22 protein-coding genes and 2 pseudogenes are annotated in these 24,720 nt (G+C 62.6%); 18 read left to right on the top strand and 6 right to left on the bottom strand.

Annotated elements, in window-relative coordinates:
* Window positions 1-18 precede the first annotated feature (18 nt).
* Genes AB3G88_RS10030 through AB3G88_RS10040 form a run of 3 tightly spaced genes read left to right on the top strand, consistent with a single transcriptional unit; the run spans window position 19 to window position 3,689 of the window.
* Window positions 19-951: a SphA family protein gene (locus tag AB3G88_RS10030; RefSeq protein ID WP_099585045.1), complete on the top strand. Its 933-nt coding sequence runs from the start codon at window positions 19-21 to the stop codon at window positions 949-951.
* Between the two features lie 10 nt (window positions 952-961).
* The gene (locus AB3G88_RS10035) at window positions 962-2,194 is read left to right on the top strand and encodes an MFS transporter (RefSeq protein ID WP_480453865.1); all 1,233 of its coding nucleotides are present in this window, start codon (window positions 962-964) and stop codon (window positions 2,192-2,194) included.
* Between the two features lie 16 nt (window positions 2,195-2,210).
* Window positions 2,211-3,689, top strand: a complete 1,479-nt coding sequence (locus AB3G88_RS10040; protein WP_480453866.1) for an amidase — start codon at window positions 2,211-2,213, stop codon at window positions 3,687-3,689.
* 2 nt (window positions 3,690-3,691) lie between these two features.
* Here the strand turns inward: AB3G88_RS10040 and AB3G88_RS10045 are convergent, their stop codons facing one another.
* Together AB3G88_RS10045 and gspH are read right to left on the bottom strand one after the other, a co-directional pair.
* Window positions 3,692-4,297, bottom strand: a complete 606-nt coding sequence (locus AB3G88_RS10045) for a type II secretion system protein GspJ (RefSeq protein WP_191959933.1) — start codon at window positions 4,295-4,297, stop codon at window positions 3,692-3,694.
* Entirely contained in the window at window positions 4,294-4,755 is a 462-nt protein-coding gene (gspH, locus tag AB3G88_RS10050; RefSeq protein ID WP_250925929.1) for a type II secretion system minor pseudopilin GspH, read from the bottom strand. Before gspH ends, AB3G88_RS10045 begins: the two co-directional genes overlap by 4 nt.
* A gap of 68 nt (window positions 4,756-4,823) precedes the next feature.
* Here gspH and AB3G88_RS10055 point away from each other — a divergent pair, with 68 nt between their 5' ends.
* The gene (locus AB3G88_RS10055) at window positions 4,824-5,255 is read left to right on the top strand and encodes a type II secretion system protein N (protein WP_480453867.1); all 432 of its coding nucleotides are present in this window, start codon (window positions 4,824-4,826) and stop codon (window positions 5,253-5,255) included.
* Between the two features lie 6 nt (window positions 5,256-5,261).
* Here the strand turns inward: AB3G88_RS10055 and gspI are convergent, their stop codons facing one another.
* On the bottom strand, window positions 5,262-5,648 hold the full coding sequence (gspI, locus tag AB3G88_RS10060) for a type II secretion system minor pseudopilin GspI (protein WP_112194608.1): 387 nt from the start codon (window positions 5,646-5,648) through the stop codon (window positions 5,262-5,264).
* A gap of 137 nt (window positions 5,649-5,785) precedes the next feature.
* On the opposite strand from gspI, the gene gspG reads away from it, so the two are divergent.
* The 7 genes from gspG (at window position 5,786) to gspF (ending at window position 13,844) form a co-directional block, all read left to right on the top strand.
* Window positions 5,786-6,235, top strand: coding sequence for a type II secretion system major pseudopilin GspG (gene gspG, locus AB3G88_RS10065; RefSeq protein ID WP_099585038.1), 450 nt, complete (start codon window positions 5,786-5,788; stop codon window positions 6,233-6,235).
* 8 nt (window positions 6,236-6,243) lie between these two features.
* Window positions 6,244-7,167: a type II secretion system minor pseudopilin GspK gene (gspK, locus tag AB3G88_RS10070; RefSeq protein ID WP_480453870.1), complete on the top strand. Its 924-nt coding sequence runs from the start codon at window positions 6,244-6,246 to the stop codon at window positions 7,165-7,167.
* A complete protein-coding gene (gspL, locus tag AB3G88_RS10075; RefSeq protein ID WP_480453872.1) occupies window positions 7,164-8,297 on the top strand; it encodes a type II secretion system protein GspL in 1,134 nt (377 codons plus the stop codon). The genes gspK and gspL overlap by 4 nt, the downstream gene beginning before the upstream one ends.
* A complete protein-coding gene (gene gspM / locus AB3G88_RS10080; RefSeq protein WP_480453873.1) occupies window positions 8,290-8,799 on the top strand; it encodes a type II secretion system protein M in 510 nt (169 codons plus the stop codon). Before gspL ends, gspM begins: the two co-directional genes overlap by 8 nt.
* Entirely contained in the window at window positions 8,796-11,078 is a 2,283-nt protein-coding gene (gene gspD, locus AB3G88_RS10085) for a type II secretion system secretin GspD (protein ID WP_480453874.1), read from the top strand. The genes gspM and gspD overlap by 4 nt, the downstream gene beginning before the upstream one ends.
* A 142-nt stretch (window positions 11,079-11,220) precedes the next feature.
* Window positions 11,221-12,639, top strand: a complete 1,419-nt coding sequence (gene gspE, locus AB3G88_RS10090; RefSeq protein ID WP_480453876.1) for a type II secretion system ATPase GspE — start codon at window positions 11,221-11,223, stop codon at window positions 12,637-12,639.
* Window positions 12,639-13,844 (top strand): type II secretion system inner membrane protein GspF, encoded by a 1,206-nt coding sequence (gene gspF, locus AB3G88_RS10095; RefSeq protein WP_480453877.1) that lies wholly within the window; start codon window positions 12,639-12,641, stop codon window positions 13,842-13,844. Before gspE ends, gspF begins: the two co-directional genes overlap by 1 nt.
* 62 nt (window positions 13,845-13,906) lie before the next feature.
* On the opposite strand, the gene AB3G88_RS10100 is transcribed toward gspF, so the two are convergent.
* The 3 genes from AB3G88_RS10100 to AB3G88_RS10110 form a co-directional block, all read right to left on the bottom strand.
* A complete protein-coding gene (locus AB3G88_RS10100) occupies window positions 13,907-15,049 on the bottom strand; it encodes a pectate lyase family protein (RefSeq protein ID WP_191948213.1) in 1,143 nt (380 codons plus the stop codon).
* A gap of 238 nt (window positions 15,050-15,287) precedes the next feature.
* Entirely contained in the window at window positions 15,288-16,151 is an 864-nt protein-coding gene (locus tag AB3G88_RS10105; RefSeq protein ID WP_480453878.1) for a diguanylate cyclase domain-containing protein, read from the bottom strand.
* Between the two features lie 237 nt (window positions 16,152-16,388).
* Window positions 16,389-17,876: an aldehyde dehydrogenase family protein gene (locus AB3G88_RS10110; RefSeq protein WP_480453879.1), complete on the bottom strand. Its 1,488-nt coding sequence runs from the start codon at window positions 17,874-17,876 to the stop codon at window positions 16,389-16,391.
* Window positions 17,877-18,112: 236 nt separating this feature from the next.
* On the opposite strand from AB3G88_RS10110, the gene AB3G88_RS10115 reads away from it, so the two are divergent.
* The 7 genes and pseudogenes from AB3G88_RS10115 to feaR all read left to right on the top strand — a co-directional run bounded on the left by AB3G88_RS10115 (window position 18,113) and on the right by feaR (window position 24,716).
* The gene (locus AB3G88_RS10115) at window positions 18,113-19,282 is read left to right on the top strand and encodes a p-hydroxyphenylacetate 3-hydroxylase oxygenase component (RefSeq protein WP_112194627.1); all 1,170 of its coding nucleotides are present in this window, start codon (window positions 18,113-18,115) and stop codon (window positions 19,280-19,282) included.
* A 56-nt stretch (window positions 19,283-19,338) separates the two neighbouring features.
* Window positions 19,339-20,271, top strand: coding sequence for a p-hydroxyphenylacetate 3-hydroxylase reductase component (locus tag AB3G88_RS10120; protein ID WP_480453881.1), 933 nt, complete (start codon window positions 19,339-19,341; stop codon window positions 20,269-20,271).
* A 531-nt stretch (window positions 20,272-20,802) separates the two neighbouring features.
* Window positions 20,803-21,045, top strand: a pseudogene (locus AB3G88_RS10125) (PAS domain-containing protein); the annotation flags it as partial.
* 27 nt (window positions 21,046-21,072) lie between these two features.
* Window positions 21,073-21,342 (top strand): annotated as a pseudogene (locus AB3G88_RS10130) (methyl-accepting chemotaxis protein); the annotation flags it as partial.
* A gap of 228 nt (window positions 21,343-21,570) precedes the next feature.
* Entirely contained in the window at window positions 21,571-23,070 is a 1,500-nt protein-coding gene (locus AB3G88_RS10135; protein ID WP_099584488.1) for an APC family permease, read from the top strand.
* Window positions 23,051-23,635 carry a DUF3156 family protein gene (locus AB3G88_RS10140; protein WP_112194632.1) on the top strand — a complete coding sequence of 195 codons (585 nt, stop codon included), beginning with the start codon at window positions 23,051-23,053 and terminating at the stop codon, window positions 23,633-23,635. The genes AB3G88_RS10135 and AB3G88_RS10140 overlap by 20 nt, the downstream gene beginning before the upstream one ends.
* Before the next feature lie 118 nt (window positions 23,636-23,753).
* Window positions 23,754-24,716 (top strand): transcriptional regulator FeaR, encoded by a 963-nt coding sequence (gene feaR, locus AB3G88_RS10145; protein ID WP_112194634.1) that lies wholly within the window; start codon window positions 23,754-23,756, stop codon window positions 24,714-24,716.
* The last annotated feature ends 4 nt before the right edge of the window (window positions 24,717-24,720 follow it).

Raw genomic sequence — 24,720 nt, forward strand, 5'->3', positions numbered from 1 at the left:
TGATGGGAGGGGCATTCGATGAGCAATAACAATAACGCACGCACCGCAGGCAAGATGCTGTTCACCCTGGGGCTGCTCGGCTGCTGCGCCGGCGTGCAGGCCACCGAGAACGGCGCGCCGACTACGGCGGTCGGGGTGTATGACTTTGGCGCGGGGATGATGCCGCCCGCCACGCCGTTCGGCACCCTGGGCCTGCGCACGGCGTTCTACTCGGCCAATGTGCAGAAAGACCGCAACGGCCGTTCTGTCGACAACCATTTCTCGCTGGACGTCTTGTCGATTGGCGTCGCCTACATGCGCATGACCGATCACACCATCCTGGGTGCCAATTATGGGTTTGGCGTGGTGGTGCCGTTTTTCAAGATGGACGCTTCGGTCAAGGTGCCGACGCCGATGGGGCCCTTGAGCCTGGAAGCCGACCCGTTTCGCTTGGCTGATGTGCAATTCTTGCCGGTGATCCTGCAATGGAACCTCTCGCCGAATCTGTTCATCAACACGCAATTGCAGATCCAGGCGCCGACCGGTGACTACGACAAGAACCGGCTGATTTCGCCCGGTCTCAATCACTGGACGTTCTCGCCGATCGTCAACGCCACCTACCTCAGCGACAGTGGCTTCGAGGTTTCCTCAAGCTTTGAAGTCGACGTCAACACGCGCAACCCCGCAACCGATTACAAAAACGGTGTCGAGTACCGCCACGAGTTTGCCGTGGGCCAGCATCTCGGGCCGTGGACGGTGGGGGTGGGCGGTTACTACTACCGCCAGTTCAGCGATGACGATGCGCCAGGGTTGCAATCGGGCAACCGGGCGCGGGTGCTGGCGGTCGGGCCGGCGGTGAGTTACTTCTCGCCGGGCCTGCCTCCGATCTGGCTGCATGCCTACAAGGAAACCGACGCACGCAACCGTGCCGAGGGTTACACCGTGGCGCTGCGTATTTCTCAGAGTTTCTAAGGGGCTGGTCATGAATCCATCACGTTCTGAGTGTGCAGCACCCCGGCAGGCCAGCGGTCGCCGCGAAGGGCTGGTGCTGATGCTCGGCAGCAGCCTGACCGTCATGGGCGCGGTCATGGTTGCGCCGATCCTGCCCAAGCTGGGGGCCACGTTTGGCCCGCTGGAACCCCGCGCCGACGTGCTGGTGCCGCTGGCGGTCACCGGCCCGGCGCTGGCGATTGCGCTGTGCGCGCCGTTGGCCGGGTGGCTGGCCGACCGGGTCGGGCGCAAGGCATTGCTGGTCATTGCGACCTTGTTGTATGCCGTGCTCGGCGCCTTGCCGGCACTGCTGGACAACTTGCAGGCCATCGTCGGTGTGCGCCTGTTGTTCGGCTGCGCCGAAGCGGCGGTGATGACCTGTTGCGCCACCTTGATTGCCGACTATTGGCACGGTGAGGAACGGCTGCGCTACATCAACCGGCAAGTGGTGACCATCGGCCTGGTGGGCTCGCTGTTCTTTGTGCTGGGTGGCGCGCTGGGCGAGCATTCCTGGCGCCTGCCGTTCCTGCTGTACCTGCTGCCATTGCTGCTGGTGCCGTTGATGATGAAGGTGCTGTGGGAGCCTCAAACCCGCCAGCAGTCTCTCGACGCGCCGGAGGAGGGCAGGGTTGCCGTGGTGCCCCTGGTGCTCGGTTACCTGTTGATTCTCAGCGGTATGGTCCTGAGTTTTATCGTGCCGATCCAGGCGCCGATTCTGCTGGTCGGCCTGGGCGTGACGTCGAGCACGCTGATCGGGCTGTCGGCGGGGTTGGGCCTGCTGGCGACCCTGGGCGGCTCGCTGGCCTGGCCACTGTTGCGTCGACGCATCGGGATCGCCGGTTGCAACGCGCTGTTGCTGACCTTGCTGGGGTCAGGGCTGTGGCTGCTGATGCGCGGGCAAAGCTACAACGCGGTGCTGGTGGCGGTGTTGATTCACGGCCTGGGCGCCGGGCTGCTGGTGCCCAACGTAATGGCGCCGGTGATGAATGCCCTGAGCGCCCGGACACGTGGACGCGGCCTGGGCGGGTTCACGTCTTGCCTGTATTTCGGCCAATTTGTCAGCCCGTTGGTGGTGGCGCTGCTGAGTGTCTACGCCGGCGACCTGCGCGCCTCCATCCAGTGGCTGGCACTGGCCAGTTTTGCCGCGGCATCGGTCTGGGCACTGGGAGGCTTTTATGCGCGACGCAAAGCGGTCCCCGGTGCCATCGGGCCAAGTCATTCGTAATCAAGAGGAGAGGAACATGCACATCCAGAATTTGTTGGACACCGAAGACGCCACCGGGCTGGCGGAGTGGGTCCGCCGTGGTGAGGTGCAACCCAGCGAGCTGCTTGAAGCCGTGATTGATCGTATTGAGCGGGTGGAGCCGCAGCTCAACGCGGTGGCCGAGCGTCTGTACGATTCTGCACGGGAAGCTGCACGCACTGCGCAGCCCGGCCAAGGCGTGTTCGCTGGCGTGCCGACCTTGATCAAGGACCTGTTTTCGCCGGTCAACGGCGCGGCGATGACCAATGGTTCCGTGGCGCTGGGCGGGTTCCGCGCCGACTTTGAAGGGGAAATCGTGACGCGTTTGCGCCGGGCCGGTTGTGTGATCGCCGGGACCAGTACTTCGCCCGAATTCGGCACGTCGTACTCCACCGAATCCACCCGCTTCGGCGCCACGCGCAACCCCTGGAACACCGGCCACAGCGCAGGCGGTTCCAGCGGTGGCGCGGCCGCGCTGGTGGCGGCGCGTGTGGTCCAGTTCGCCCACGGCAACGATGGCGGCGGTTCCTTGCGTGTACCGGCGTCCTGCTGTGGGGTGTTCGGCCTCAAGCCGAGTCGCGGATTATTGCCGTCAGGGCCGATGGTCGGCGAAGGCTGGGCCGGCATGGGCACGCCCCATGGGATCACCCTGTCGGTGCGTGACAGCGCCGCCTTGCTGGATGCAACGGCCGGGATCGACCTCGGTGCGCCCTATGCGGCACCGGTGCAGGCGCAGCCCTATGTCTTGGCGTTGCAACGTGACCCGCGACCGCTGCGCATTGCGCTGGTGGAGCAGCTCGGACCTTGGCCGACCTCCAGCGAAGCGCTGGCATCGGTGCAGGAGGCTGCCAGGCTATGCCAATCCCTGGGCCATCGGGTTGAGCCGGTGACATTACCGGTGGCACTGCCGGAATTTCTCGATCAGGTCTTCACCATCATCGGCGCCAGTACACGTCACTATCTCGACGTGCTGGGCCAGATGCGCGGTGTTGCGGTGCAGCCCGAGGAGCTTGAAGCGCGCACCCGGATCATCTTGCGCAGCAAGGGCGATGTCAGCGGTGCTGAATATGCCGGTGCCGTGGAGTGGATACACGCGCTGGGACGGCAGTTGGCGGTGTTCATGCAGGATTACGATGTGATCCTCACGCCGACCCTGGCCCGCGCGCCGGCACCGATTGGTGAGTTGGATCTGCAGGACGACCGCCTGAGCCTCGATGAACTGATCGAGCGGTTCCACAGCTACTCGCCCTTCACCGCGTTGTTCAATGCCAGCGGGCAACCGGCAATGTCCGTGCCGTTGTATTGGAGCGCCGCCGGCCTGCCGATGGGCGCCCACTTCGCCGGGCGTTTTGGTGAGGAAGCCACGCTCTTTGCCCTGGCCGCGCAGTTGGAACGTGCCCAGCCCTGGCGCGGGCGGATACCGCCGGTCAATGCCTGCGGCGTGCCTGCTTTGGCGGCGTACTCAACACGCAGCTGAGGTTACTGGAGTGGCCCCACGACGAGCCGGTAGCGTTCCTCGCCCTGCAATGTCCTGCGAGTCAGGTTGATCTCCAGGCCGATGGGATCTTCCTTGCGGTTGCCGGCGAGCTGGCGCCAGCCTTGGCCCGGCTCCCAGACACGCACTTGCAGGTCGCTGACGGAGGACAGCACCGCTACCGCTTTTTTCGGCGCCGGCAACGGGTATCGATCCCTGGTCACGGAGGTGGCGCGGTACAGCGTGTCACCGTCCAACCACCAGCGCACGCGCTGCAAACCGATCTCGGGTGACGCTGCGCTGCGGATGATGTTCAACTGGAAGTCCTGATTGTCGGCGCTGCGAAGGCTGATGGCGGCGGGGCCTTCGGGCTGCTCGTCAGGGGTCAGGGCTGGGGTTCTCAGTTCCACGCTGGCGCGCAGGGCCAGGTCGCGGTCCAACTGGTTCAAGGTGCGTAACAGCGCCTCGGTCTGTTCGGTGCTGGCCTGCAGATGGCTGTCGGCGCGGCTCACGCTGTCGAGGCCGCGCCAGGCAATCAGGCTGACAATGGCCATCAGCATGATCGCCACCATCACTTCGATCAGGGTGAAGCCGCGCTGGTCGGTTTTCATGGTTCACTCGCCACCCGTAGTTGGCCGGTGGCCGTGCGTTGCACGGTGAGGCGGTGCTGGCCGTCCGAGAGTTGCAACTGCAAGGGCGTGGCGAACCATTCGGCATTCAGCACCACCGGTTGTCTGGGCATGACACGTACCGTCATGGACGGTGTTTCCCAGGGGCGGGGACGCAGTTGCGGGTCGTTCATGAAGTGATCCAGGCCTGGGCCGGTGTCGTTACGACGGCTCAAACGAAAGCCCTTGGCGTCTGCGCGCCAGGTGATGGGACGGCCATCGGCGCGGGCTTCGGCCTGGGCGATTTGCAGGGTCTGGACCAGGCGGTTGGCGTCCTTGCGCAGCATCTGCAACGGGTCGGGTTTGATGCTCAGGCTGATCGCCGCGCTGGCAATGCCGACGATCACCAGCACCACCATCAGTTCGATCAGGGTGAAGCCGTGTTGGTTGTGCTTGCTCATCACGCAACGCTCCTTCGTTGTGACGCTCTCCTGTAGACTGCCCGGCTGGACAACAAGGAGGTTGTATCTTGGTTAATTTCTTTGCTTTATCGGCGCCGCGCCTGTTGCAGGCCGGGGCGTTGGTCACGGCGCTCGCCGGTGTGCTGGTCTGGTCTTCGGTGTTGCTGACACCGGCCGAGTCCCAGGTGCCGCAGGTCGCGCCACAGGTGTTGGCCGCACGCCCTGATACGTCGGCATTGCAGTGGTTTTCCAGCCAGCCGGCGGCGGTGGATATCAAGGTCTCCGGGTTGATGGCCGGGGCGCGGGGTGCGGTCGCTATTCTGAGCCTGAACGATGGCCCGCCGCGCAGTTTTCTGGTGGGTGAGTCGTTGGCCCAAGGTGTGCGCCTGGCCGCGATCGAAGGCGATGCCGTGGTGATCGAGCGTGGTGCGCAGCCCCAGCGCATCAAGGTCAGCACGTTGCCGGACGCGGTGGTGCTGCCGCGATTGACCCAACCCTGAGCAGGCTCATTCGTGTGTGCCTGATGGTGGGTTGAGCAGCGTTTCCAGGCGCGCCAACGGCGGTGCCTCGCCCTTGCGCTGCGACACCAGCACGGTGACGCGCATCAGGCGTCCTTCGGCGCTGGGAGTGATGCGTTGTTCGCAGCGCAACTGCAACGCTCCCTGGTCACACTCGAACGCCTTGCGTCCGGTGGGCAGTCGCGCCTCCAGGCGCAGTTCGGCGAGCCTGCTCTGTGCCGACAGCAGCGCCATCGAACGGTCGCGCAGCAACCCATTGCTTTGGGTCATCAAGCCCGCCACGCGCACCGCCGCCGCCATCGCCACGGCAATGATCGCCAAGGCGACGAGCACCTCGATCAACGTAAAACCTTGCTCCTTGCGCGACAGCTCCATGGGTCACTCGTGGTGTAAAAACACGCCGCAGAATAGCACTCGCAGAGCCGTCGGCAGTGGCCAATTATTTTTGCTATCCAGATAGTTAGTTTTGTTACACTGCGCGCCGAATTAGGATCAAGCCAAGGATGGTGGATATGGATTTCGCACGCAGCAAGGGTGGGCCTCGCGCCCGCCGCGCCCAGCAAGGTTTCACCCTGATCGAGATCATGGTGGTGGTGGTCATCCTCGGCATTCTGGCCGCGATTGTCGTGCCTAAAGTGCTTGACCGCCCAGACCAGGCCAGGGCGATTGCGGCGAAGCAAGATGTCGCTGGCCTGATGCAGGCACTCAAGCTGTATCGCCTCGACCACGGCACCTATCCCAGCATGAACCAGGGCCTCAAGGTGCTGGTCGAGCGCCCCGCAGATGCCAAAAATACCAACTGGCGTTCCTATCTGGAGCGCCTGCCCAACGACCCGTGGGGCCGTCCTTACCATTACCTGAATCCTGGCGCGAACGGCGAAGTCGATATCTTCTCCCTCGGCGCCGATGGCCAGCCTGACGGCGACGGTGTGAATGCCGATATCGGATCCTGGCAGCTCTAAGCGCCGCCATGAAACCGCCGTCGCCCACCGTGGCGAAACAGCGTGGCATGGCGATTATCAGCGCTTTGCTGATCACGGCCGTGGTTGCGGTGATCGCCGCTGGCATGCTCACACGCCAGAGTGTGTTTACCCGTTCACTTGAGGCCGAGCAGGCCCGTGTGCAGGGCAGCGCCTTGCTGCTCGGTGGCCTGGAAGTCAGCCGGCAATTGCTCCGGGACGCCCGTGCGCAGGATGTGCTGACCCGGCTCGACCAGCCCTGGGCGCGCCCGATCCGTACCGCGCAGGACGGCGAATTCGAAGGCCGTCTTGAAGACCTGCAAGGCAAGTTCAATCTGCGCAATTTGGTCGTCCGCGAGCAGGTGGATCTCGGGCAGATGCGCAGTTTCGAGCGGCTATGCGCAATGATCGGTGTCGATGCGCGTCTGGCCCAGCGCATCAGCCAACGTGTCATCGCGGGCTATCCACGCAAACCGGTTGCGTCGGCATCAGGCCTGCCGGGGCCAGCGTTACCCGCCACCCAGCCGATGCTGCGCAGCCTTGACCAATTGCGCGGTATCGAAGGCCTCGACGAGCCGCTGTTGGCCCGGTTGGAGCAATACGTCAGCATTATTCCGGTGACTACCTGGGTCAACAGCAACACGGCCAGTGCCGAGGTCCTCGCGGCCGTCGTGCCGGGGTTGTCGCTGGCCCAGGCCGGCCAGTTGGTGGCGGGGCGCGACAGAGGCCAGTGGTTTATCAATCGCGGCGATTTCGTCAACCGCGTGCAATTGCCCAAACTCAACGTGGATGAACTTGATGTGGGGATCACCAGTGAGTGGTTCCTGCTCCACGGGCAGGCCCGTCGCAACCAGCGCCGTGTTCAGTTGGACGCGCTGCTGTATCGCCCGGAAGACGCGATGCCCAGGGTCATCTGGTCGAGGCTCGGCGTATGACGCGCCTGCGCATTGCCTTACCGCCATTGGATGGCTTGACGTCACACAGCGAGCTTGAGTTCGCGCAACTGGACCGCAACGGCAGCATCCGCCACATCGCCAGCAGCACCCTGGAACGCTTGGGGCAAACCTTCAAGGCTCACACCGTCGAGTGTTTCCTTCACCCCACCGACAGCATCCTCACCCGTATTGACTTGCCACCTCTTTCTGCGGCACGCACCGCTGCGGCTGTCACCTGTGCTGCGCAGGCGCTGATTCTGGGGCGCAGCGAGCAGATGCATGTGGCACACAGCACTCGGGACAGCGCGGGGCAGGTGCATTTGGGCTGGCTGCCCAAGGCCGCCTTGGATCGGGTCGGCCAGTTGCTCGGCCTGCATCAACTGAAGCTTCGCGGCCTGTACCCGGCACCTTACCGGTTGCCTGTGCCGCCGGCAGGGCAGGTCAGTACGTGCGTGGTGGACGGCCAGTTACTGCTGCGTTTCACCCAAGCCCACGCGGCGGTGGAACCGTTGGCCGAGGACCGTCTGCAGGCGCTCGCGGCTGCGGGGGAAACGCTGCTGTGGCCCGTGGATCAGCAGTGCTGGAGCGGCGCCACGCCGGGTTGGAGTTTGCACGCAGGCATCGGCAAGGGCGCTGCACCGGCAGCCGGCTGGGGCAGGGCAGCGGCTTGTTGTGCGCTGGCCGTCGGCGTCTGGGTCGTCGGGCTGAACCTTTACGCCGCCCGTGAAATCGCCCAGGGGCAACAGCTCAAACAGCAGATGAACCAGCGCATGAAGCAAGCATTTCCAGAGCTGCCGGTGATCCTCAATCCCCTGCAACAGGCCCGTCAGCAATTGGCGGCCCGGCAAGGGGGCGGGGCAGCGCAGGCCCATCATGATTTTGCGTACCTGGTAAAACACGCCGCCAGTGCGTTGCCGTCCATGGTCGGCAGCGTCCAGGCGTTGACGTTCGGCCAGCGCCAGTTGCAGGTGCAGATGACGGCCGAGGCGCCTCCCGCCGCAGACAGCACGGTGCACGCCGCATTGAGCCAGGCGGGACTCTCTGCCAGCCGCGAAGAACGCGTATGGACGCTCACCGCGCTGGCCGAGCCCGCTGAGCCTGATGCCAGCCAGGAAAACAACGATGAATAGCCAGAGGCTGGTGGCGTTGCGAGGGCGTTGGAACACATTGGCCCCCCGCGAAAAAATCATGCTCAGTGGCGCGACGGTGTTTCTCGCCAGCCTGCTGGTCTGGGCCTCATTGATCCAACCCCCCCTCAGGCAGCTCGACTACTGGCAGGTCGAAACCCCGAAACTGCGTTCCCAGAGTCAGGCGCTGGAACTGTTGCTGCGCGAGGTCGCCCCGCCTGCCGGGCTGAACCTTGCGCACGCCTTGGCGCAATCCCTGGATAGCGGCGGATTGGCTGGGCACTACCGCTTGCAGGCCCAGGATGGGGGCTGGCAACTGACACTGGACGCTGCGCCCGCCGATGCGGTGATCGGCTGGTTATTGAGTTACCCAAACCAATTTTCCCTGGACGTGGTCGAGGCGTATTTGCAGCGTGCAGGCGAAGCCACGCCCGACAACACGGCAGGCACTCTCTCAGGAACCGTCCGCATGGATCAGATGCAGGTCGCTAAGGAAGCTTCATGAAGTGGTCAGGTTCCCATTATGTAAGGACGGCGGCGCCGTTTATGTTGCTGGCGCTGGGTGCCTGCAGCGTGCATCCCAGCGTTGATTCGCCGTTGGACAGTGAACTCGGCGTGCCCCTGGCCGTCACCCCGCGCAGCGGTGACGCGCTCGTGGACAGGCAACGTGCGCAGGTGCAAATCGAACGGCAGGTGCGGCCGCTGCACAAGGTCGCCAGCCCTGCGCGCAGCAGCGGCGCGGGTCGTAACGGCACGGTATCGAGCACACCGTTGGGTGATCAGCCGGTCACCCTGAATTTCGTCGAGGCCGACATTCAGGCCGTGGTGCGGGCATTGTCCCGCGCCACCGGGCAGCAGTTCCTGGTGGATCCACGTGTTAAGGGCAGCCTTACGCTGGTTTCCGAAGGGCAGGTGCCGGCGCATCAGGCGTACGACATGCTGCTGGCGGCGCTGCGCATGCAGGGGTTCAGCGTGGTGGACGTGGGGGGTGTCGCGCAAGTGGTGCCCGAAGCTGATGCCAAGCTACTGGGCGGGCCGATCTACAGTGCCGACAAACCTGGCGGCAATGGCATGCTCACGCGCACGTTCCGCCTGCACTACGAAAACGCGGTGAACCTGATCCCGGTGCTGCGCCCGATTGTGTCGCCGAACAACCCGATCAACGCCTATCCGGGCAACAACACCATCGTGGTCACCGACTACGCCGAGAACCTCACGCGGGTGGCGCAGTTGATCGAAGGCATCGACACGCCGAGTGCTATCGATACCGATGTGGTGCAGGTTCAGAACGGCATCGCCGTGGACATCGCCGAGATGGTTGCGCAACTGCTGGAGCAGGCCGGCGGCGACCCGACGCAGAAAATCACGGTGGTGGGCGATCCCCGCTCCAACGCCATCGTGATCCGCGCCGGCAGCCCCGAGCGGACCGAGCTGGCACGCAATCTGATCTATAAGCTCGATAACGCCCAGGCCAACCCGAGTAATTTTCATGTGGTGTACCTGCGCAATGCCCAGGCGGCAAAACTGGCGCAGACCCTGCGCGGTTTGCTGACCGGCGAGAGCGACAGCGGCAGTGGTGATAATGCGCGGTCGGTCCTCAGCACGATGGGCGCCAGTACCACGGGCAGCCAGACCGGGCAGAGCAGCAGCCAAAGTACCACCAGCACCGGTGAATCGGCGCAGACAACCAGCAACTCGACCAGTCAGGCCGGTGCGCAACAGCCCGAGCAAAACGTTGCGTTCAGTGCCGGTGGCGTCACCCTCCAGGCTGACTCGACCACCAACACCCTGCTGATTTCCGCCCCGGAACCGTTGTACCGCAACCTGCGCGAAGTGATCGACATGCTCGACCAGCGCCGCGCCCAGGTGGTGATCGAAAGCCTCATCGTTGAAGTGGGTGAGGACGACGCCAATGAGTTCGGCGTGCAGTGGCAAAGCGGCGACCTGGCCGGCAAAGGTGTGATCGGTGGCGCCAACCTGGGCGGCACGGGGTTTAACCTCAATGGCAAGACCAGCGTTGACGTGCTGCCCGGCGGGCTCAGCCTGGGCTTTATCAATGGCACGGTGGATGTGCCCGGCATTGGCAAGGTCATGGACCTCAAGGTGTTGGCCCGTGCGCTCAAAAGCAAAGGCGGCACCAACGTGCTGTCGACGCCCAACTTGCTGACGCTGGATAACGAGGCCGCGAGTATTTTTGTGGGCCAGACCATTCCATTCGTGAGTGGCAGCTACGTGACGGGCGGCGGCGGTACCAGCAACAACCCGTTCCAGACCGTCACCCGCGAAGAGGTCGGTTTGAAGCTGAATGTGCGGCCGCAGATATCCGAGGGCGGCACGGTCAAGCTGGATATCTACCAGGAAGTCAGCAGCATCGATGAACGCGCCTCCAGCAGCGCGGCCTCGGCGGGTATCGTCACCAATAAGCGCGCTATCGACACCAGTATTCTGCTCGACGATGGGCAGATCATGGTCCTGGGTGGCTTGCTGCAGGATGGGTACAGCCAGAGCAATGAAGCGGTGCCGTGGCTGTCGAGCATTCCGGGGCTGGGGGCGTTGTTTCGCAATGAGCGGCGGGCGGTGAACAAGACCAACCTGATGGTGTTCTTGCGGCCTTACATCATCCGTGACAGTGGGGCGGGGCGGGCGATTACGTTGAATCGCTATGACTATATGCGCCGGGCTCAAGGTGGGCTGCAGCCGGAGCATAGTTGGGCGATGCCGGATGTGCAGGCGCCGCAGTTGCCTTCGGTGGAGAAGGCGATTCCGGCAGGGACACGGCCATGAGCCTGCTGTGCGCAGGATTAAATGTGGGAGGGGGCTTGCCCCCGATTAGGGTGTGTCAGTCACATATGAATCAACTGACCCACCGCTATCGGGGGCAAGCCCCCTCCCACATTTGGACTGTGTACTCCAGTGGGAGAGGGGTATGAGCCTGCTGCCCTACGCCTGGGCCAAATCCCAGCGTATCCTCCTGCGCCCCGGCGACGAAGGCATGCTGCTCACCGTCTGCCCTTCAACCCCCGGCTGGTCCATCAGTGAAGTCCAGCGCCAGTTTGGCGAGTCGCCGATTGAGCAGGTACGCGACGACGAACTCGACGGCCTGCTCGCCAGCGCTTATGCCGACACGGGCAGCGCCGCCGCTGTGGTCGGTGCTGCCGAGAACGAGGTGGACCTCGACCGTCTGATGCAGGACATGCCCGAAATCACCGATCTGCTCGACACCCAGGACGGTGCGCCGGTGATCCGCATGATCAACGCCTTGCTCACCCAGGCCGCCCGCGATGAGGCCAGTGATATCCACATCGAACCCTACGAAACCCATTCCGTGGTGCGCTATCGCGTCGACGGCACGCTGCGCGATGTGGTGTCGCCGCGCAAAGCGCTGCACGGTGCGTTGGTGTCGCGGATCAAGATCATGGCCCAGCTCGATATCGCCGAAAAACGCCTGCCCCAGGATGGGCGTATCGCCTTGCGGGTGGCCGGGCGGCCGATTGATATTCGGGTGTCGACGGTGCCCACCGGGCATGGCGAGCGGGTGGTGATGCGCCTGCTCGACAAGCAGGCCGGGCGTTTGCAGTTGGAAACCCTGGGCATGGAAGCGCAGTTGCTGGCGCGCCTCGATACGTTGATCCGCCAGCCCCACGGCATCGTGCTGGTCACCGGGCCCACTGGCAGTGGCAAGACCACCAGCCTCTACGCGGCGTTGGCGCGGTTGGATGCGAGCACCAGCAATATCCTCACCGTGGAAGACCCGGTGGAATATGACTTGCCGGGCATCAGCCAGATCCAGGTCAACGCCAAGATCAACATGACCTTCGCGCTGGCATTGCGGGCGATCCTGCGCCAGGACCCGGATATCATCATGATCGGTGAAATCCGCGACCTGGAAACCGCGCAGATCGCCGTGCAGGCCTCGCTTACCGGGCACTTGGTGCTGGCCACCTTGCACACCAATGACGCGGTGTCGGCGGTCAATCGCTTGATCGATATGGGGGTCGAGCCGTTCTTGCTGGCGTCGTCATTGCTGGGAGTGTTGGCCCAGCGGTTGGTGCGGCGCCTGTGCCCCCATTGCAAGCAGGAAGACCCGGCCGCGCCGGGCACCTGGCGTCCGGTGGGATGTTCACATTGCAACCAGGTCGGTTACAGCGGCCGCACCGGTATCCATGAGTTGTTCTGCATTGACGATGACATTCGCACGCTGATCCATCAGGGCGCCGGTGAACAGGCAATTAAAGCCGCAGCGCGCAACGCCGGCATGTTCAGCATGCGTGAAGACGGCGAGCGTTGGGTCAGCAGTGGCGTGACCGCGCCTGAAGAAGTGCTTCGCGTGACACGGGACGCCTGATGAACCGCTACCGTTTTGAGGCCGCCGACGCCACGGGCAAGGTTGAGACCGGGCACCTGGAGGCCGACAGCCAGCGCGAGGCATTCAGCCTTTTGCACCGGCGCGGTTTGACCGCCTTGCAAGTACAGCTTGAGAACAGTGAGCCTGGGCGCGGGGGGATGTTCAGCGCCAAGCTGTCCGACAACGACCTGGCCTGGGCCACCCGACAGTTGGCCAGCCTGCTCAGCGCCAGCCTGCCGTTGGAGGCAGCGTTGAGTGCCACGGTGGAACAGGCCGAGCGCAAGCACATCGTCCAGGCCCTGAGTGCGGTGCGTGCCGATGTGCGCGGTGGCATGCGCCTGGCCGATGCCTTGGCCGCACGGCCACGGGACTTTCCAGAGATTTACCGGGCGCTGATTGCGGCCGGGGAAGAGTCCGGTGACCTCGCCCAGGTCATGGAGCGGCTGGCCGATTACATCGAAGAGCGTAACAACCTGCGCAGTAAAATCCTCACCGCGTTCATCTATCCGGGGGTCGTCGGGCTGGTGTCGATTGCTATCGTGATCTTCCTGCTCAGCTACGTGGTGCCGCAGGTGGTCAGCGCATTTTCCCAGGCGCGCCAAGACTTGCCCGGATTGACCTTGGTCATGCTCAACGCCAGTGATTTCATTCGCGGGTGGGGGTGGCTGTGTTTCAGCGCGTTGGTGGCAGGGTTATGGGGCTGGCGGGTGTACCTGCGCAACTCCGTGGCGCGTTTGCGCTGGCATCGTCGGGTATTGCGCCTGCCGTTGATCGGGCGCTTTGTGCTGGGGCTCAATACCGCGCGGTTTGCGTCGACCCTGGCGATTCTCGGCGGCGCCGGGGTGCCGTTGCTGCGTGCGTTGGAAGCTGCGCGCCAGACCCTGTCCAACGATTGCCTGAGCCAAAGTGTCAACGAGGCCACTGCCAAAGTGCGTGAAGGCGTCAGCCTGGCCACGGCGCTGGCGGTGGAGAAAGTGTTCCCGCCACTGCTGATCCACCTGATCGCCAGCGGCGAAAAAACCGGCTCGCTGCCGCCGATGCTGGATCGTGCAGCGCAAACGCTGTCTCGCGATATCGAGCGCCGGGCGATGGGCATGACCGCACTGCTTGAACCCCTGATGATCGTGGTGATGGGCGCGGTGGTGCTGGTGATCGTGCTGGCGGTGTTGTTGCCGATCATCGAGATCAACCAATTGGTGCAGTAGGCGCGCGCACAAAAAAGCCCTCGTCACCGAGGGCTTTCCTTTCACTGATGTTGCACCGTCACTTAGAGCTTACCGGCGCCGGCCTTGGCCTTGACGTCGGCGGCGACCTTGTCGGCAGCCAGTGGGGTGTAGCTGTAAGGCGGGGTCCAGCCGATGCTCGAACTCCATGAGCAGCTCAGGGCACTGCCGTTGAGGGTCGAGCCGCTGTCGCGGTAGACACTGCCACCGTAATCGCCGGCGATCTTGTCGCAACCGCTGATACCACTGATCTCGAAGGCGTTACGCTCGGAGAAGATCTTCGAGTTCTTGCCCACGCCATGGGCGTACGAGAACGGGTAGACCTTATGGCTGGTGCTGCCCACGTGGTAGTTGTTGTACAGATGCACTTGGCCGAAACGCACGCGCGGTGCACGGGCCGAGATGTTTTCGAACAGCGTGTTGTGGATGGTGACCTTGAGCTTGCCGTCATCGGTGGTGCGTGAATCGCTGGAACCGATCAGGTTGTTCTTCTCGTGGGACTTGAACGCCGAATACGAAATGGTCACGTAGTTGGCGCCGTTCTTGACGTCCAGCGCACCGTCGTGATGCTGCTTCGGACGGCCATTGGCGCTGCCATTCTGGTCATCGGTGCGGCGGCCGTCGGTGAAGGTCACGTGATCGACCCACACGTTGTTGGCGCCTTCGATGGTCAGGCCGTCGTACTCGGAGTTCCAGTTGCCCGCGCTGCCATCGTCCTTGTCCCAGATCGGCTCAGGGTCCCAAGGGTTTTCGATGGTGATGTTGCGGATGATGACGTCGTTTTCCTTGGCATAGAAGAAACCCTCGCGGATTTCGGCATTGCTGGTGGTGCCGACGATGGTGGTTTTACCGGGAATATCCAGGCGACCACGTACTTTCATATCGGCAGTCGTCGTATAAGCTTTGCCTTCGCTGATGTCGATGATGCCGGTGATTTTGATGATGCGGCCGTTGGCGCCGACCGAAGCCTTCAGTGCGGTTTTCAGTTCGGCGGCGTTTTTTGCCGTGTAGATGTTATTCGCTGCTGCACGGGAACCACCCTTGGTCCCGCCGTTCTGAGTGGCCCAGCCAGTCGTGGCCGAATCCAGCCAAATGTCCGCTGCGTGGGCTGGAACGCTGGAAAACAGCAGGGCGCCGACAACAGCGCTGGCCAGTTTGCAGGCAGTGAAAGTTGAGGGTTTTGTCATGAGTAATCAGATCCTTGATTAACTTGAGTAGTTGAACGCGCACAGGCATGCGCGTTTCTCGAGCGGACGTCCTTGCCACTGGTGCAGCGAATCGAACGTCCGCTGCATGAGAAATACTATCATGTGATTTGAATGTTGTCGTACCACTGATTGCGTAATGATGTGTTTTCTTTCGCAAATGGCGAGGTGCGGTTGGCGATGGGTCGTTTACAAGGCCCAGCCGCCTCAATGCCCCTTGTCACTCAGCGGCAAACCGGTGTCTTTTGATCCGGTACATATCACTGTCGGCATGGCTGAGCAGGGTATCGGCGTCTTCTCCGTCCGCCGGATAGATCGCCACGCCGATACTGCAGGACGGCATCTTTACCCCACCAAACTCAGCGCCCAGCGGCTCGGCCATGACCGCGAGGATCTGCGCCACCTTTGCGCCAATCGCCTCCCGCGACGGCGCATCCGCCAACAGCACGGTGAATTCATCCCCGCCCATCCGGGCCACCAGGTCGCTCTCGCGCACGCAGCGTTCCAACCGGCGGGCAATCACACACAGCACGCGGTCGCCCATGGCATGGCCATACACGTCATTGATGCCCTTGAAGTCATTGATGTCCAGAAACAGCAGTGCCAGGGAACTGTTGTGAGACCGTGCAACGAGCAGGGCGCCGTCCAGTCGATCATTGAACAGCGACCGGTTGGTCAGCGCCGTCAGCGGATCATGATGGGCAAGGAAGCGTAATTCTTCTTCGGCCTGGGTAAGCGCCGTCACGTCCCTTGCGACCCCGATCCGCGCGCCGACTTCCTGGGACCAGAACGCCGCCCACAGGATGTGCACGACACTGCCATCCTTGCGGATATAGCGGTTGCGAAAGTCGACATGGGGTTTGCCATTCATGACCCGGACAATCGAGGCCCGCGTACGTGCCAGGTCTTCCGGGTGCATGTACCGGGTGATCAGCGTGCCCGTCAGCTCTTCGGCACGGTAGCCGAGCAGGGCTTCGCAGGCGTCGCTTACGAAGACAATCTGGTTATCACTGTCGACGACAAACACCGTATCCAGCATCAGGTGGATCAGTTTGGGGTACAGCGCTTGCAGGTCTACGGGCATGGGGCATCGGGCGTCCGGTTCATATCGGCCGATCATAGCCCGATCATGGAGGGACGCGGCGAGCAATTCTGCACATTTTTGATGGCCGGTGCAGTGGTCGAGGCAGGTGGAGTCAGGCCCGGACATGCTTGACTCTGTCCCATGGGACACCTTGTATGCTTTTTCCAGGCGCGCGTTGTTTGATAGCCAGAACCGTAAAGGCCGTCACAAGGAAACCGAAAAATCTCGCGGTTGGGTTCAGTAGCGAATCATCACCGATTTCAGCTCGGTGTAATCCTCAATGAATGCGCTGCCGAACTCCCGGCCTATCCCCGAGGATTTATTGCCGCCAAACGGCACCGCCGGGTCCAGCATGGTGTGCATGTTTACCCACACCGTGCCGGCTTCGATGGCGGGCACCATGCGCAGGGCCTTGCCCAGGTCATTGGTCCAGAGGCTGGCGCTCAAGCCGTAAGGCGTGTTGTTCATCAAGGCCAGCAGCTCTTCTTCGGTGTCGTAGGGGAAGAATGTGGCGATAGGGCCGAAGGTCTCCTCGTTGAGCAAGGTGTCGTTGACGGTGTTGGCGAGGATGATCGTCGGCTCGACGTAGCAGCCCGGACGGTCGATCAGGTTGCCGCCGTGAATGATGGTGTTGTTTTCGGCGCGGGCCTTGGCGAAAAACTCGCCGAGCTTGAGTTGATGCTGGCGGTTGGTGACCGGACCGAATTCGGTGCGCTCATCCAGGGGCGAACCGATGTTCAGGCTGCTCAGGCGTTTGGCCAGTGAGTCCATGACCGCTTCGATCTGTGAACGATGCACAAAGAAGCGCTCGGCGGCGGCGCAGATCTGCCCGGAATGCAGGAAACCCGCCTCTATGATGCCGTTGACGGCCTTGTCCAGATCCACATCGCGCAGGAATCCGGCCGAGTTTTTGCCGCCCAGTTCCAGGGTGGTGCGGGTCAGTCCGGCGCCCATGGCGCTCTGGCCCACGGCGATTCCGGTCGGTACGGAGCCGGTGAATGACACTTTGTTGGTGCCAGGGTGTTCGATCAGGGCTTTGCCCACCAGGCCGCCACCGGTCAATACGTTCAGCACACCGGCAGGCAGGCCGGCGTCAATCGCCAGTTCGGCAATGCGCAGGATGGTCAGCGGCGTGAACTCGCTGGGCTTGATGATGATGCTGCAACCGGTCACCAGCGCCGAGGCGAGCTTCCAGATGGCGATCATGGTCGAAAAATTCCACGGCACGATGCCGACCACCACCCCGACCGGCTCACGCAGGGTGAACGCGGTGTAGCGCTCGCCAGCGAAGGAGGGCAGCGACGGGATGATGGTCTGGCCGCTGATTTTGGTGGCCCAGCCGGCGTAGTAACGCAAAAAATGCGCGGCCTGATCGACTTCGAATGCGCGGGAAATCTGGATGATCTTGCCCGATTGGCAGGTTTCGATCTGCGCCAGTTCTTCGCGGTGTTGCTCCAGCAGGTCGGCCAGTTTGAGCAGCACATTGCCGCGCACGGCCGGTGCCACCTGGGACCACTGCTTGAAGCCACGCCGTGCCGAATCTACAGCCGCATCGACATCGGCCGGGTCGGCGTCGGCGACCTGGGCGATGACCTGGCCGGTGGCCGGGTTGATCACGTCCAGCGTGCGGCTGGAGTGGCTTTGCACAGAGCCACCGTCGATAAACAGCGCGTGGTGTCGAGCGAGGAAGGCGTCGACCTGAGGCAGCAGTGAAATATCGCTCATGGGGTTTTCCTGATCGCGAACAAAGAAAGCCCCGAGGTTAATCCTCACGGGAGTGTCCGGCTTGACTGTGCCTGCCGAGCGCTATGTCTGTGGCTGCCAGCCCTATGAAAAGTACAATCTTGACTCTGGAAGGTGCATGTTCGGCCAGCAACCCGCGCTCCATACTGGCCCTGCATCCGGCGCCACGCCTCGCTTCATGGGGTTGCCCGGACATCCAATAATAAGCAGGGCCATCCATGAAAAAGCCAAACCCGCTCCTCGAAGACCTCAAGTCCGTATTGCCGACCATCGCCGCCAATGCCTTCCAGGCCGAGCAGGACCGCAAGGTGCCTGCCGAGAACATTGCGCTGCTCAAAGGCATCGGCCTGCACCGTGCATTCCAGCCCAAGGCGTTCGGTGGCATGGAGTTGTCGCTGCCACAGTTTGCCGACTGTATTGCGTTGCTCGCCGGAGCCTGCGCCAGCACGGCTTGGGCCATGAGCTTGCTGTGTACCCACAGTCATCAATTGGCCCTGTTTTCGGCCCAGTTGCAGCAGGAAGTCTGGGGCGACGACCCGAATGCCACGGCCAGCAGCAGCATCGCGCCGTTCGGTCGCACCGAGGCGGTCGAGGGCGGTGTGTTGTTCAGCGGTGAGATGGGCTGGAGCAGCGGCTGCGACCACGCGGAATGGGCGATTGTCGGGTTCCGTCGGCCCACTGCCGAGGGCACTCAGGATTACTGCTTTGCGGTACTGCCGCGCAGCGACTATCAGATCCGCGACGACTGGTTTGCGGCGGGCATGAAAGGCAGCGGCACCAAGACCCTGATCATCGACAAGGCCTTCGTACCGGAGCATCGCATCCAGAAGGCCAAGGACATGATGGAGGGCAAGTCTGCAGGCTTCGGCTTGTACCCGGACAGCAAGGTGTTTTACTCGCCTTACCGTCCGTATTTCGCCAGCGGTTTTTCCACGGTGAGCCTGGGCGTCGCCGAGCGGATGCTGGAGGTGTTCCGCGAAAAGACCAGGACGCGGGTGCGTGCCTACACCGGCGCTGCGGTCGGTGCGGCGACTCCGGCGTTAATGCGGCTGGCCGAGTCGACGCACCAGGTCGGCGCTGCGCGGGCGTTTCTGGAAAAGACCTGGGCCGAACATGCCGAGCACAGTGAACAGCAGCGCTACCCCGATCGCGAAACCCTGGCGTTCTGGCGCACCAACCAGGCGTATGCCACCAAGATGTGCATCCAGGCGGTGGATCGCCTGTTCGAAGCCGCCGGCGGCAATGCCTGGTTCGAACACAACGAGATGCAGCGCCTGTTCCGCGATTCGCACATGACCGGCGCCCATGCCTACACCGACTACGACGTCTGCGCGCAGATCCTCGGCCGCGAGCTGATGGGCCTGGAGCCCGATCCAAGCATGATCTGAAGCTGCTTTTGAAAACAACAATCAGGGCTGCGCCTGACGCAGCCCGGGAGTCTTGCATGTCTGAATCGACCTTCGACCCACGGGCCTTTCGCCGCGCCCTGGGCAACTTCGCCACGGGCGTCACCGTGGTCACCGCCGCCGACTCTACCGGGCGCCAGGTGGGTGTTACCGCCAACAGTTTCAACTCGGTGTCTCTCGACCCGCCGCTGGTGCTGTGGAGCCTCGACAAACGCTCCAACAGCCATGAGGTGTTCGAGCAGGCCAGCCATTTTGCGGTCAACGTGCTGGCGGCAGACCAGATTGACCTGTCGAACAATTTTGCGCGGCCCAAGGACGACCGTTTCGCCGAGATCGCGTACGAACCCGGGGCGGGCGGTGCACCGGTGTTCGCCGATTGTTCGGCGCGGTTTCACTGCGAGAACTACCAGCAAGTGGATGGCGGCGACCACTGGATCATGATCGGCAGGGTGGTGGCCTTCGACGATTTCGGCCGCGCGCCGCTGCTCTACCATCAGGGCGCGTACTCCATGGTCCTGCCCCATACGCGCATGACCAAACGTGATGAAAGCCAACCGCCGAGCAGCCATTTCCAAGGGCGACTGCGCCACAACCTGTACTACCTGATGACCCAGGCGGTACGCGCCTACCAATCCAGCTACCAGCCCCGGCAACTGTCCACCGGCCTGCGCACCAACGAGGCGCGGATGCTGATGGTGCTGGAGAATGATGCCCGGCTAAGCCCCAGCGAGCTGTTGCGGGAAGTGGCGATGCCAGTGCGGGAAATCGAGGATGCGGTGGCGAATCTCAAGCGCAAGGGCCTGGTGGACGACGATGAACACGGCCTACGCCTCACCGCAGCCGGCGTCGAGCAGACCGAAGACTTGTGGGCGATTGCGCGGGAGCAGCAGGAGAAAGTGTTTGCCGAGTTCAGCCAGGACCAGATCGAAACCTTCAAGACGGTGCTCAAGCAGTTGATCAGCCAGTGCTGATGAGCGGGTGAGCAGTTCACCGGTCCTGCAGACACAGCGGGTCAAATGTGGGAGAGGGCAAGCCCCCTCCCACATCGTGTGTGGCAGCCAGGCGCAAGTCCCTTGCAGGCTCGTACAAGCAATCACGGTCGGTTTGCGATCAGATCCAGGGTTTAGACTCGATGCGCAAAGGACAGACCGATGTTCTTCAAGAAAAAAAAGCCGATGCAGGACGTCGCGGAGTCTCTCAGGCAACAGCTCGCTCAACAGCTTGCACAGGCAGACCACCAACGGCTTCTCGCCGAGGCCGCCGCCAGGGACCAGGCTACCCAGCAGGCAATCAGCGAACAGGCGTTTCAAACCCTTCGACAACAACTGGAGCAGGCGCGCCAGCGAGAGGGGGCACTGGACGCCGAGGTGCACCAATACCGGCAGCTTTGCGATCAGCATCAACACGAAACGCAGATCTGGGAGCTGCTGCTCTCCACCATGACTGAAGGCTGCTGGGACATCACGGTGGTCAACGGCGACGTGCAGAACCCCGGCAGCCAGATGCGGATTTTCAATCAGTTTCGCCTGCTGCTGGGCTATGCTCCCCATGAGCTGCCCGATGGCTGGGATGCTCAGGTGAGCGTCACCCATCCCGATGATTTACCCAAGATCATGGCGATCTTCGACCGGGAAATCCTCGCGTCCCATGGCAGCGGCGAGTATGTATTCGAATACCGGATGCGCCACAAGAGCCGTGGCTACATCTGGTGTCGCGAGCGCGGGCGGGCAGTGCGTGATGCCCAGCGGCAGTTGACGCGGGTAATCGGCGCGGTGCGCGATATCAGTGATGAACAGTCGGCCAAGACCACCCATCAGCAGTTGCTGGAGCACAATCAGGCAACCTACGGCCAGATCGCCACCGTGGTGAGTGTGATCAAGGGCATCGCCGACCAGACCAACCTGTTGGCCTTGAACGCTGCCATTGAAGCGGCGCGGGCGGGTGAGGTCGGCCGTGGGTTTTCAGTGGTGGCCGATGAGGTGCGCAAGCTGGCGGAGAACACCCGCCAGGCGACCCATCAGATTCAGACGATGTTGCATCAGCACAAACACTAGAAAGCGGGCACGACCGTGAGGCAGCCCAGCCGCAGGCGTTGGCAGGCAGCAACAAAAGCGGCGGCAGACATGGGCAAGACGCTCGGTATGTCCTGGGCGCACAGTGATTTGGCTCGATGCCGTTTCGATCAGGGACTGGCTGGGGAGGGCGTTATCGCCGGCTCCTTGTACGGCTCGATGCATCCACTAAGAAATCCGCTTTCGAGGATCCGCACCATGTCGATCAATGACCGGCTCACACAGCATTTGAAACGAGGCAGCGTCGGCTTTCCGACCGCGCTGGCCAGCACCATTGGCCTGATCATGGCCAGCCCGGTGATTCTTACCGCGACCATGGGGTTCGGGATCGGCGGCAGCGCCTTTGCGGTGGCGATGTTGATCGCGGTGGTGATGATGCTGGCACAGGCGACCACTTTTGCCGAAGCCGCCTCGATCCTGCCGACCACCGGTTCGGTCTACGACTACATCAATTGCGGCATGGGGCGTTTCTTTGCGATCACCGGCACCTTGTCGGCCTACTTGATCGTGCATGTGTTCGCCGGCACCGCCGAGACCATTCTGTCCGGCGTCATGGCCCTGGTGAACTTCGAGCACCTCAATACCCTCGCGGAATCGGCCGGCGGTTCCTGGTTGCTGGGGGTCGGGTTCGTCGTGGTGTTCGGCATCCTCAATGCCTTCGGTGTCAGCGCCTTTGGCCGGGCCGAGATCATCCTGACCTTCGGCATGTGGACCACGCTGATGGTGTTTGGCGTGATGGGCCTGATTGCGGCACCGGCGGTGCAACTGGATGGCTGGTTCGGCGTGTCGCTGGTGGGCACTGACCTGATCACCATTCTGTCGCTGGTGGGCATGGCGATGTTCATGTTTGTCGGCTGTGAGTTTGTCACGCCGCTGGCCCCGGACTTGCGCAACTCGGCCAAGGTCATGCCCAAGGCGATGATTCTGGGCTTGCTGAGCGTGGCCACCTGCATGTTCATCTACGGAGCGGCGATGAAGCGCCAAGTCGAAAACGTGCTGCTGGACGCCGCCTCGGGCGTGCACCTGCTCGACACGCCGATGGCGATCCCCCGATTTGCCGAGCAGGTCATGGGGCAAGTCGGGCCGCTGTGGCTGGGGATCGGTTTTCTGTTTGCCGGTGCTGCCACTATCAACACGCTGATGGCCGGTGTACCGCGGATTCTCTACGGCATGGCCGTGGACGGTGCATTGCCCAAGGTGTTCACCTACCTGCACCCGCGCTTCAAGACACCGCTGGTGTGCATCCTGGTGGCGATGCTGATCCCGTGCCTGTATGCGCTGTGGCTGGGCGGCAATACCGACAACATCATGCACCTGGTGCTGGCGGCGGTGTGTGCGTGGAGTTTCTCTTACCTGCTGGTGACGCTGTCGGTGGTGATCCTGCGCATTCGTCGTCCTGATCTGCCACGGGCCTATCGTTCGCCGTTCTTCCCGTTGCCGCAGATCCTGTCCAGCGTCGGCATCTTGCTGGGCATGTGGTTCATCACCCCACCGGGCATGAATCCCGCCGACATCTATGTGCCGTTTGGCGTGATGCTCGGGATCACCGCGACCTATGCGCTGTTCTGGACATTGGTGGTGCAGAAGGTCAATCCATTCAAGCCGGCGTCGGTAGAAGACGTGCTGGCCAAGGAGTTTTCCCATGAGCCTGGCAACCCTCACCACGGGTATATCGAGCATGCTGCAAAAGCTGTCTGAGCTGTTCAGTGCCCAACGCGCCCCGGCCGGCTACCGCCCCGGCGTCACGCTTGAGTACCTGCGCCGCAACCTTGGCCTGGCGGGTTTCACCTCGACGGGACCCACTGGCGCGGTGTTCGGCCTGGGTGATAGCGGCCTGCAAGTGGCAGTTGGCGAGCGCACTGAATCGCAGTTGCTGATGCACCTGGTCATGACTGAATTCGTGATCAAGGTGCCCGCCTCAGAGCAGGGCAATGCACGCTTTGAGCTGCACCACCGCGGGTCGATTCGGCGCACGGGGCTGGGGTTTCGGCAGCGGGCGGGTGCGCCGACTTTGCTGCCCAGGCTGGAAGTTGCGTTGAAGCAGGATCAGGCACTGCATCACGCGTTGATGGTGCTGGATTTCAAGCGCCTGCGCATCGAACTGGACGGCCTGCAGTGGCAGGTACGGCTTGAACACATGGGAGGCAGCGAGGTGGTCAACCGCATGCCCGCGTTTCGTCGCTATATCGCCTTGAGCGGTGCGCAGCGAGAGGCTTTGTTCGATGTCCTGACGGGATTGAAGCGGGCGCTGGGCGCGTTCTGATTTTTGGTTACTTGGCATCATTACTGCTTCTACACACGGCATTACGTAGTTGTTGCGCCTATATAGATAACATGTTAACTATTGGCCGACAAAAACAAGAAGCCACTGTGGAGTTGCCATGAGCACCTATCAATCTGCGCACCCTGGATTGGACACCTGGACTCAGGATTTGCGAGCGGCCTGCGGCCATTTCGACACTGAACTGGCCTTCAACCGTTCGCTGTTCATCGGCGAGGTGTCGACGCTCTCACGGGGCTGCCTGTCACTGGCTTCCCTGCGTACCAATGCCGGCCTGATCAAGCGCGTACGGGCCAACCCCGATCACGACAACGACCAGCATTGCTTCCTCGTCAGCCAGCGCAGCGGCTATTGCCAGATCACCCAGAACGACGAGGTTATCCAGTTGGCGCCAGGTGACATGCTGCTGATGGATTCCACCGGCTCAATCGAGATCAGCCCGTTTGGCCTGATCGAACACGCGTCGCTGTCCCTCTCGCGCAACGAAGTCTGCAAGCAACTGGGCAACGCCTCGAAAACCTTCGGCAAGATCTCATCGAGCAAGGCCTGTGGGCGGATGCTCCATGTGCTGATGGACCAACTGTGCCGGGAAGGGCTGCAGGGGCAGGATTCGATGGAAGAGGCCCAGGCACTGCAGGCGGCGTTTGTGTCGTTACTGGGTTCGGCGTTTGACGTGGATAACACCCAGGGTGACAGCGCCGCTTCATTGCAAGGCAGCAACCTGCGCAGCTATGTGCAGAAAGTCATCGATGAGTCCTTGACTCAACCGGGCTTGAGCCCCGTGGGCCTGGCCAATCGGCTGAACATCTCGGTGCGACACTTGTACCGCCTGTTTGAAGAGCAGGACGACAGCGTCTGCCGCTACATCCAGCGGGCGCGGCTCAAGCGCAGCGCGGACGACCTGACCAACCCATTTCTCAAGAGCGAGTCGATCACCTCGATTGCCTACAAGTGGGGCTTCACCGATTCGGCGCACTTCAGTCGCTCGTTCAAGAAGCAATTCGAGCTGTCGCCCAAGGACTTTCGGTCGACCCACCTGCAACAAGCGGTCGGCGCAGCATAGGTTA

Source organism: Pseudomonas arvensis, assembly GCF_056688935.1.

Coding starts and splice junctions, on each gene's coding strand:
- gspG (WP_099585038.1), top strand. CDS start 5,786: ATGGATTTCGCACGCAGCAAGGGTGGGCCTCGCGCCCGCCGCGCCCAG.
- gspM (WP_480453873.1), top strand. CDS start 8,290: ATGAATAGCCAGAGGCTGGTGGCGTTGCGAGGGCGTTGGAACACATTG.
- AB3G88_RS10030 (WP_099585045.1), top strand. CDS start 19: ATGAGCAATAACAATAACGCACGCACCGCAGGCAAGATGCTGTTCACC.
- AB3G88_RS10045 (WP_191959933.1), bottom strand. CDS start 4,297: ATGAAAACCGACCAGCGCGGCTTCACCCTGATCGAAGTGATGGTGGCG.
- AB3G88_RS10135 (WP_099584488.1), top strand. CDS start 21,571: ATGTCGATCAATGACCGGCTCACACAGCATTTGAAACGAGGCAGCGTC.
- gspI (WP_112194608.1), bottom strand. CDS start 5,648: ATGGAGCTGTCGCGCAAGGAGCAAGGTTTTACGTTGATCGAGGTGCTC.
- AB3G88_RS10100 (WP_191948213.1), bottom strand. CDS start 15,049: ATGACAAAACCCTCAACTTTCACTGCCTGCAAACTGGCCAGCGCTGTT.
- gspK (WP_480453870.1), top strand. CDS start 6,244: ATGAAACCGCCGTCGCCCACCGTGGCGAAACAGCGTGGCATGGCGATT.
- gspH (WP_250925929.1), bottom strand. CDS start 4,755: ATGAGCAAGCACAACCAACACGGCTTCACCCTGATCGAACTGATGGTG.
- AB3G88_RS10110 (WP_480453879.1), bottom strand. CDS start 17,876: ATGAGCGATATTTCACTGCTGCCTCAGGTCGACGCCTTCCTCGCTCGA.
- AB3G88_RS10040 (WP_480453866.1), top strand. CDS start 2,211: ATGCACATCCAGAATTTGTTGGACACCGAAGACGCCACCGGGCTGGCG.
- gspE (WP_480453876.1), top strand. CDS start 11,221: ATGAGCCTGCTGCCCTACGCCTGGGCCAAATCCCAGCGTATCCTCCTG.
- AB3G88_RS10115 (WP_112194627.1), top strand. CDS start 18,113: ATGAAAAAGCCAAACCCGCTCCTCGAAGACCTCAAGTCCGTATTGCCG.
- gspD (WP_480453874.1), top strand. CDS start 8,796: ATGAAGTGGTCAGGTTCCCATTATGTAAGGACGGCGGCGCCGTTTATG.
- AB3G88_RS10105 (WP_480453878.1), bottom strand. CDS start 16,151: ATGCCCGTAGACCTGCAAGCGCTGTACCCCAAACTGATCCACCTGATG.
- gspF (WP_480453877.1), top strand. CDS start 12,639: ATGAACCGCTACCGTTTTGAGGCCGCCGACGCCACGGGCAAGGTTGAG.
- feaR (WP_112194634.1), top strand. CDS start 23,754: ATGAGCACCTATCAATCTGCGCACCCTGGATTGGACACCTGGACTCAG.
- gspL (WP_480453872.1), top strand. CDS start 7,164: ATGACGCGCCTGCGCATTGCCTTACCGCCATTGGATGGCTTGACGTCA.
- AB3G88_RS10140 (WP_112194632.1), top strand. CDS start 23,051: ATGCTGCAAAAGCTGTCTGAGCTGTTCAGTGCCCAACGCGCCCCGGCC.
- AB3G88_RS10035 (WP_480453865.1), top strand. CDS start 962: ATGAATCCATCACGTTCTGAGTGTGCAGCACCCCGGCAGGCCAGCGGT.
- AB3G88_RS10120 (WP_480453881.1), top strand. CDS start 19,339: ATGTCTGAATCGACCTTCGACCCACGGGCCTTTCGCCGCGCCCTGGGC.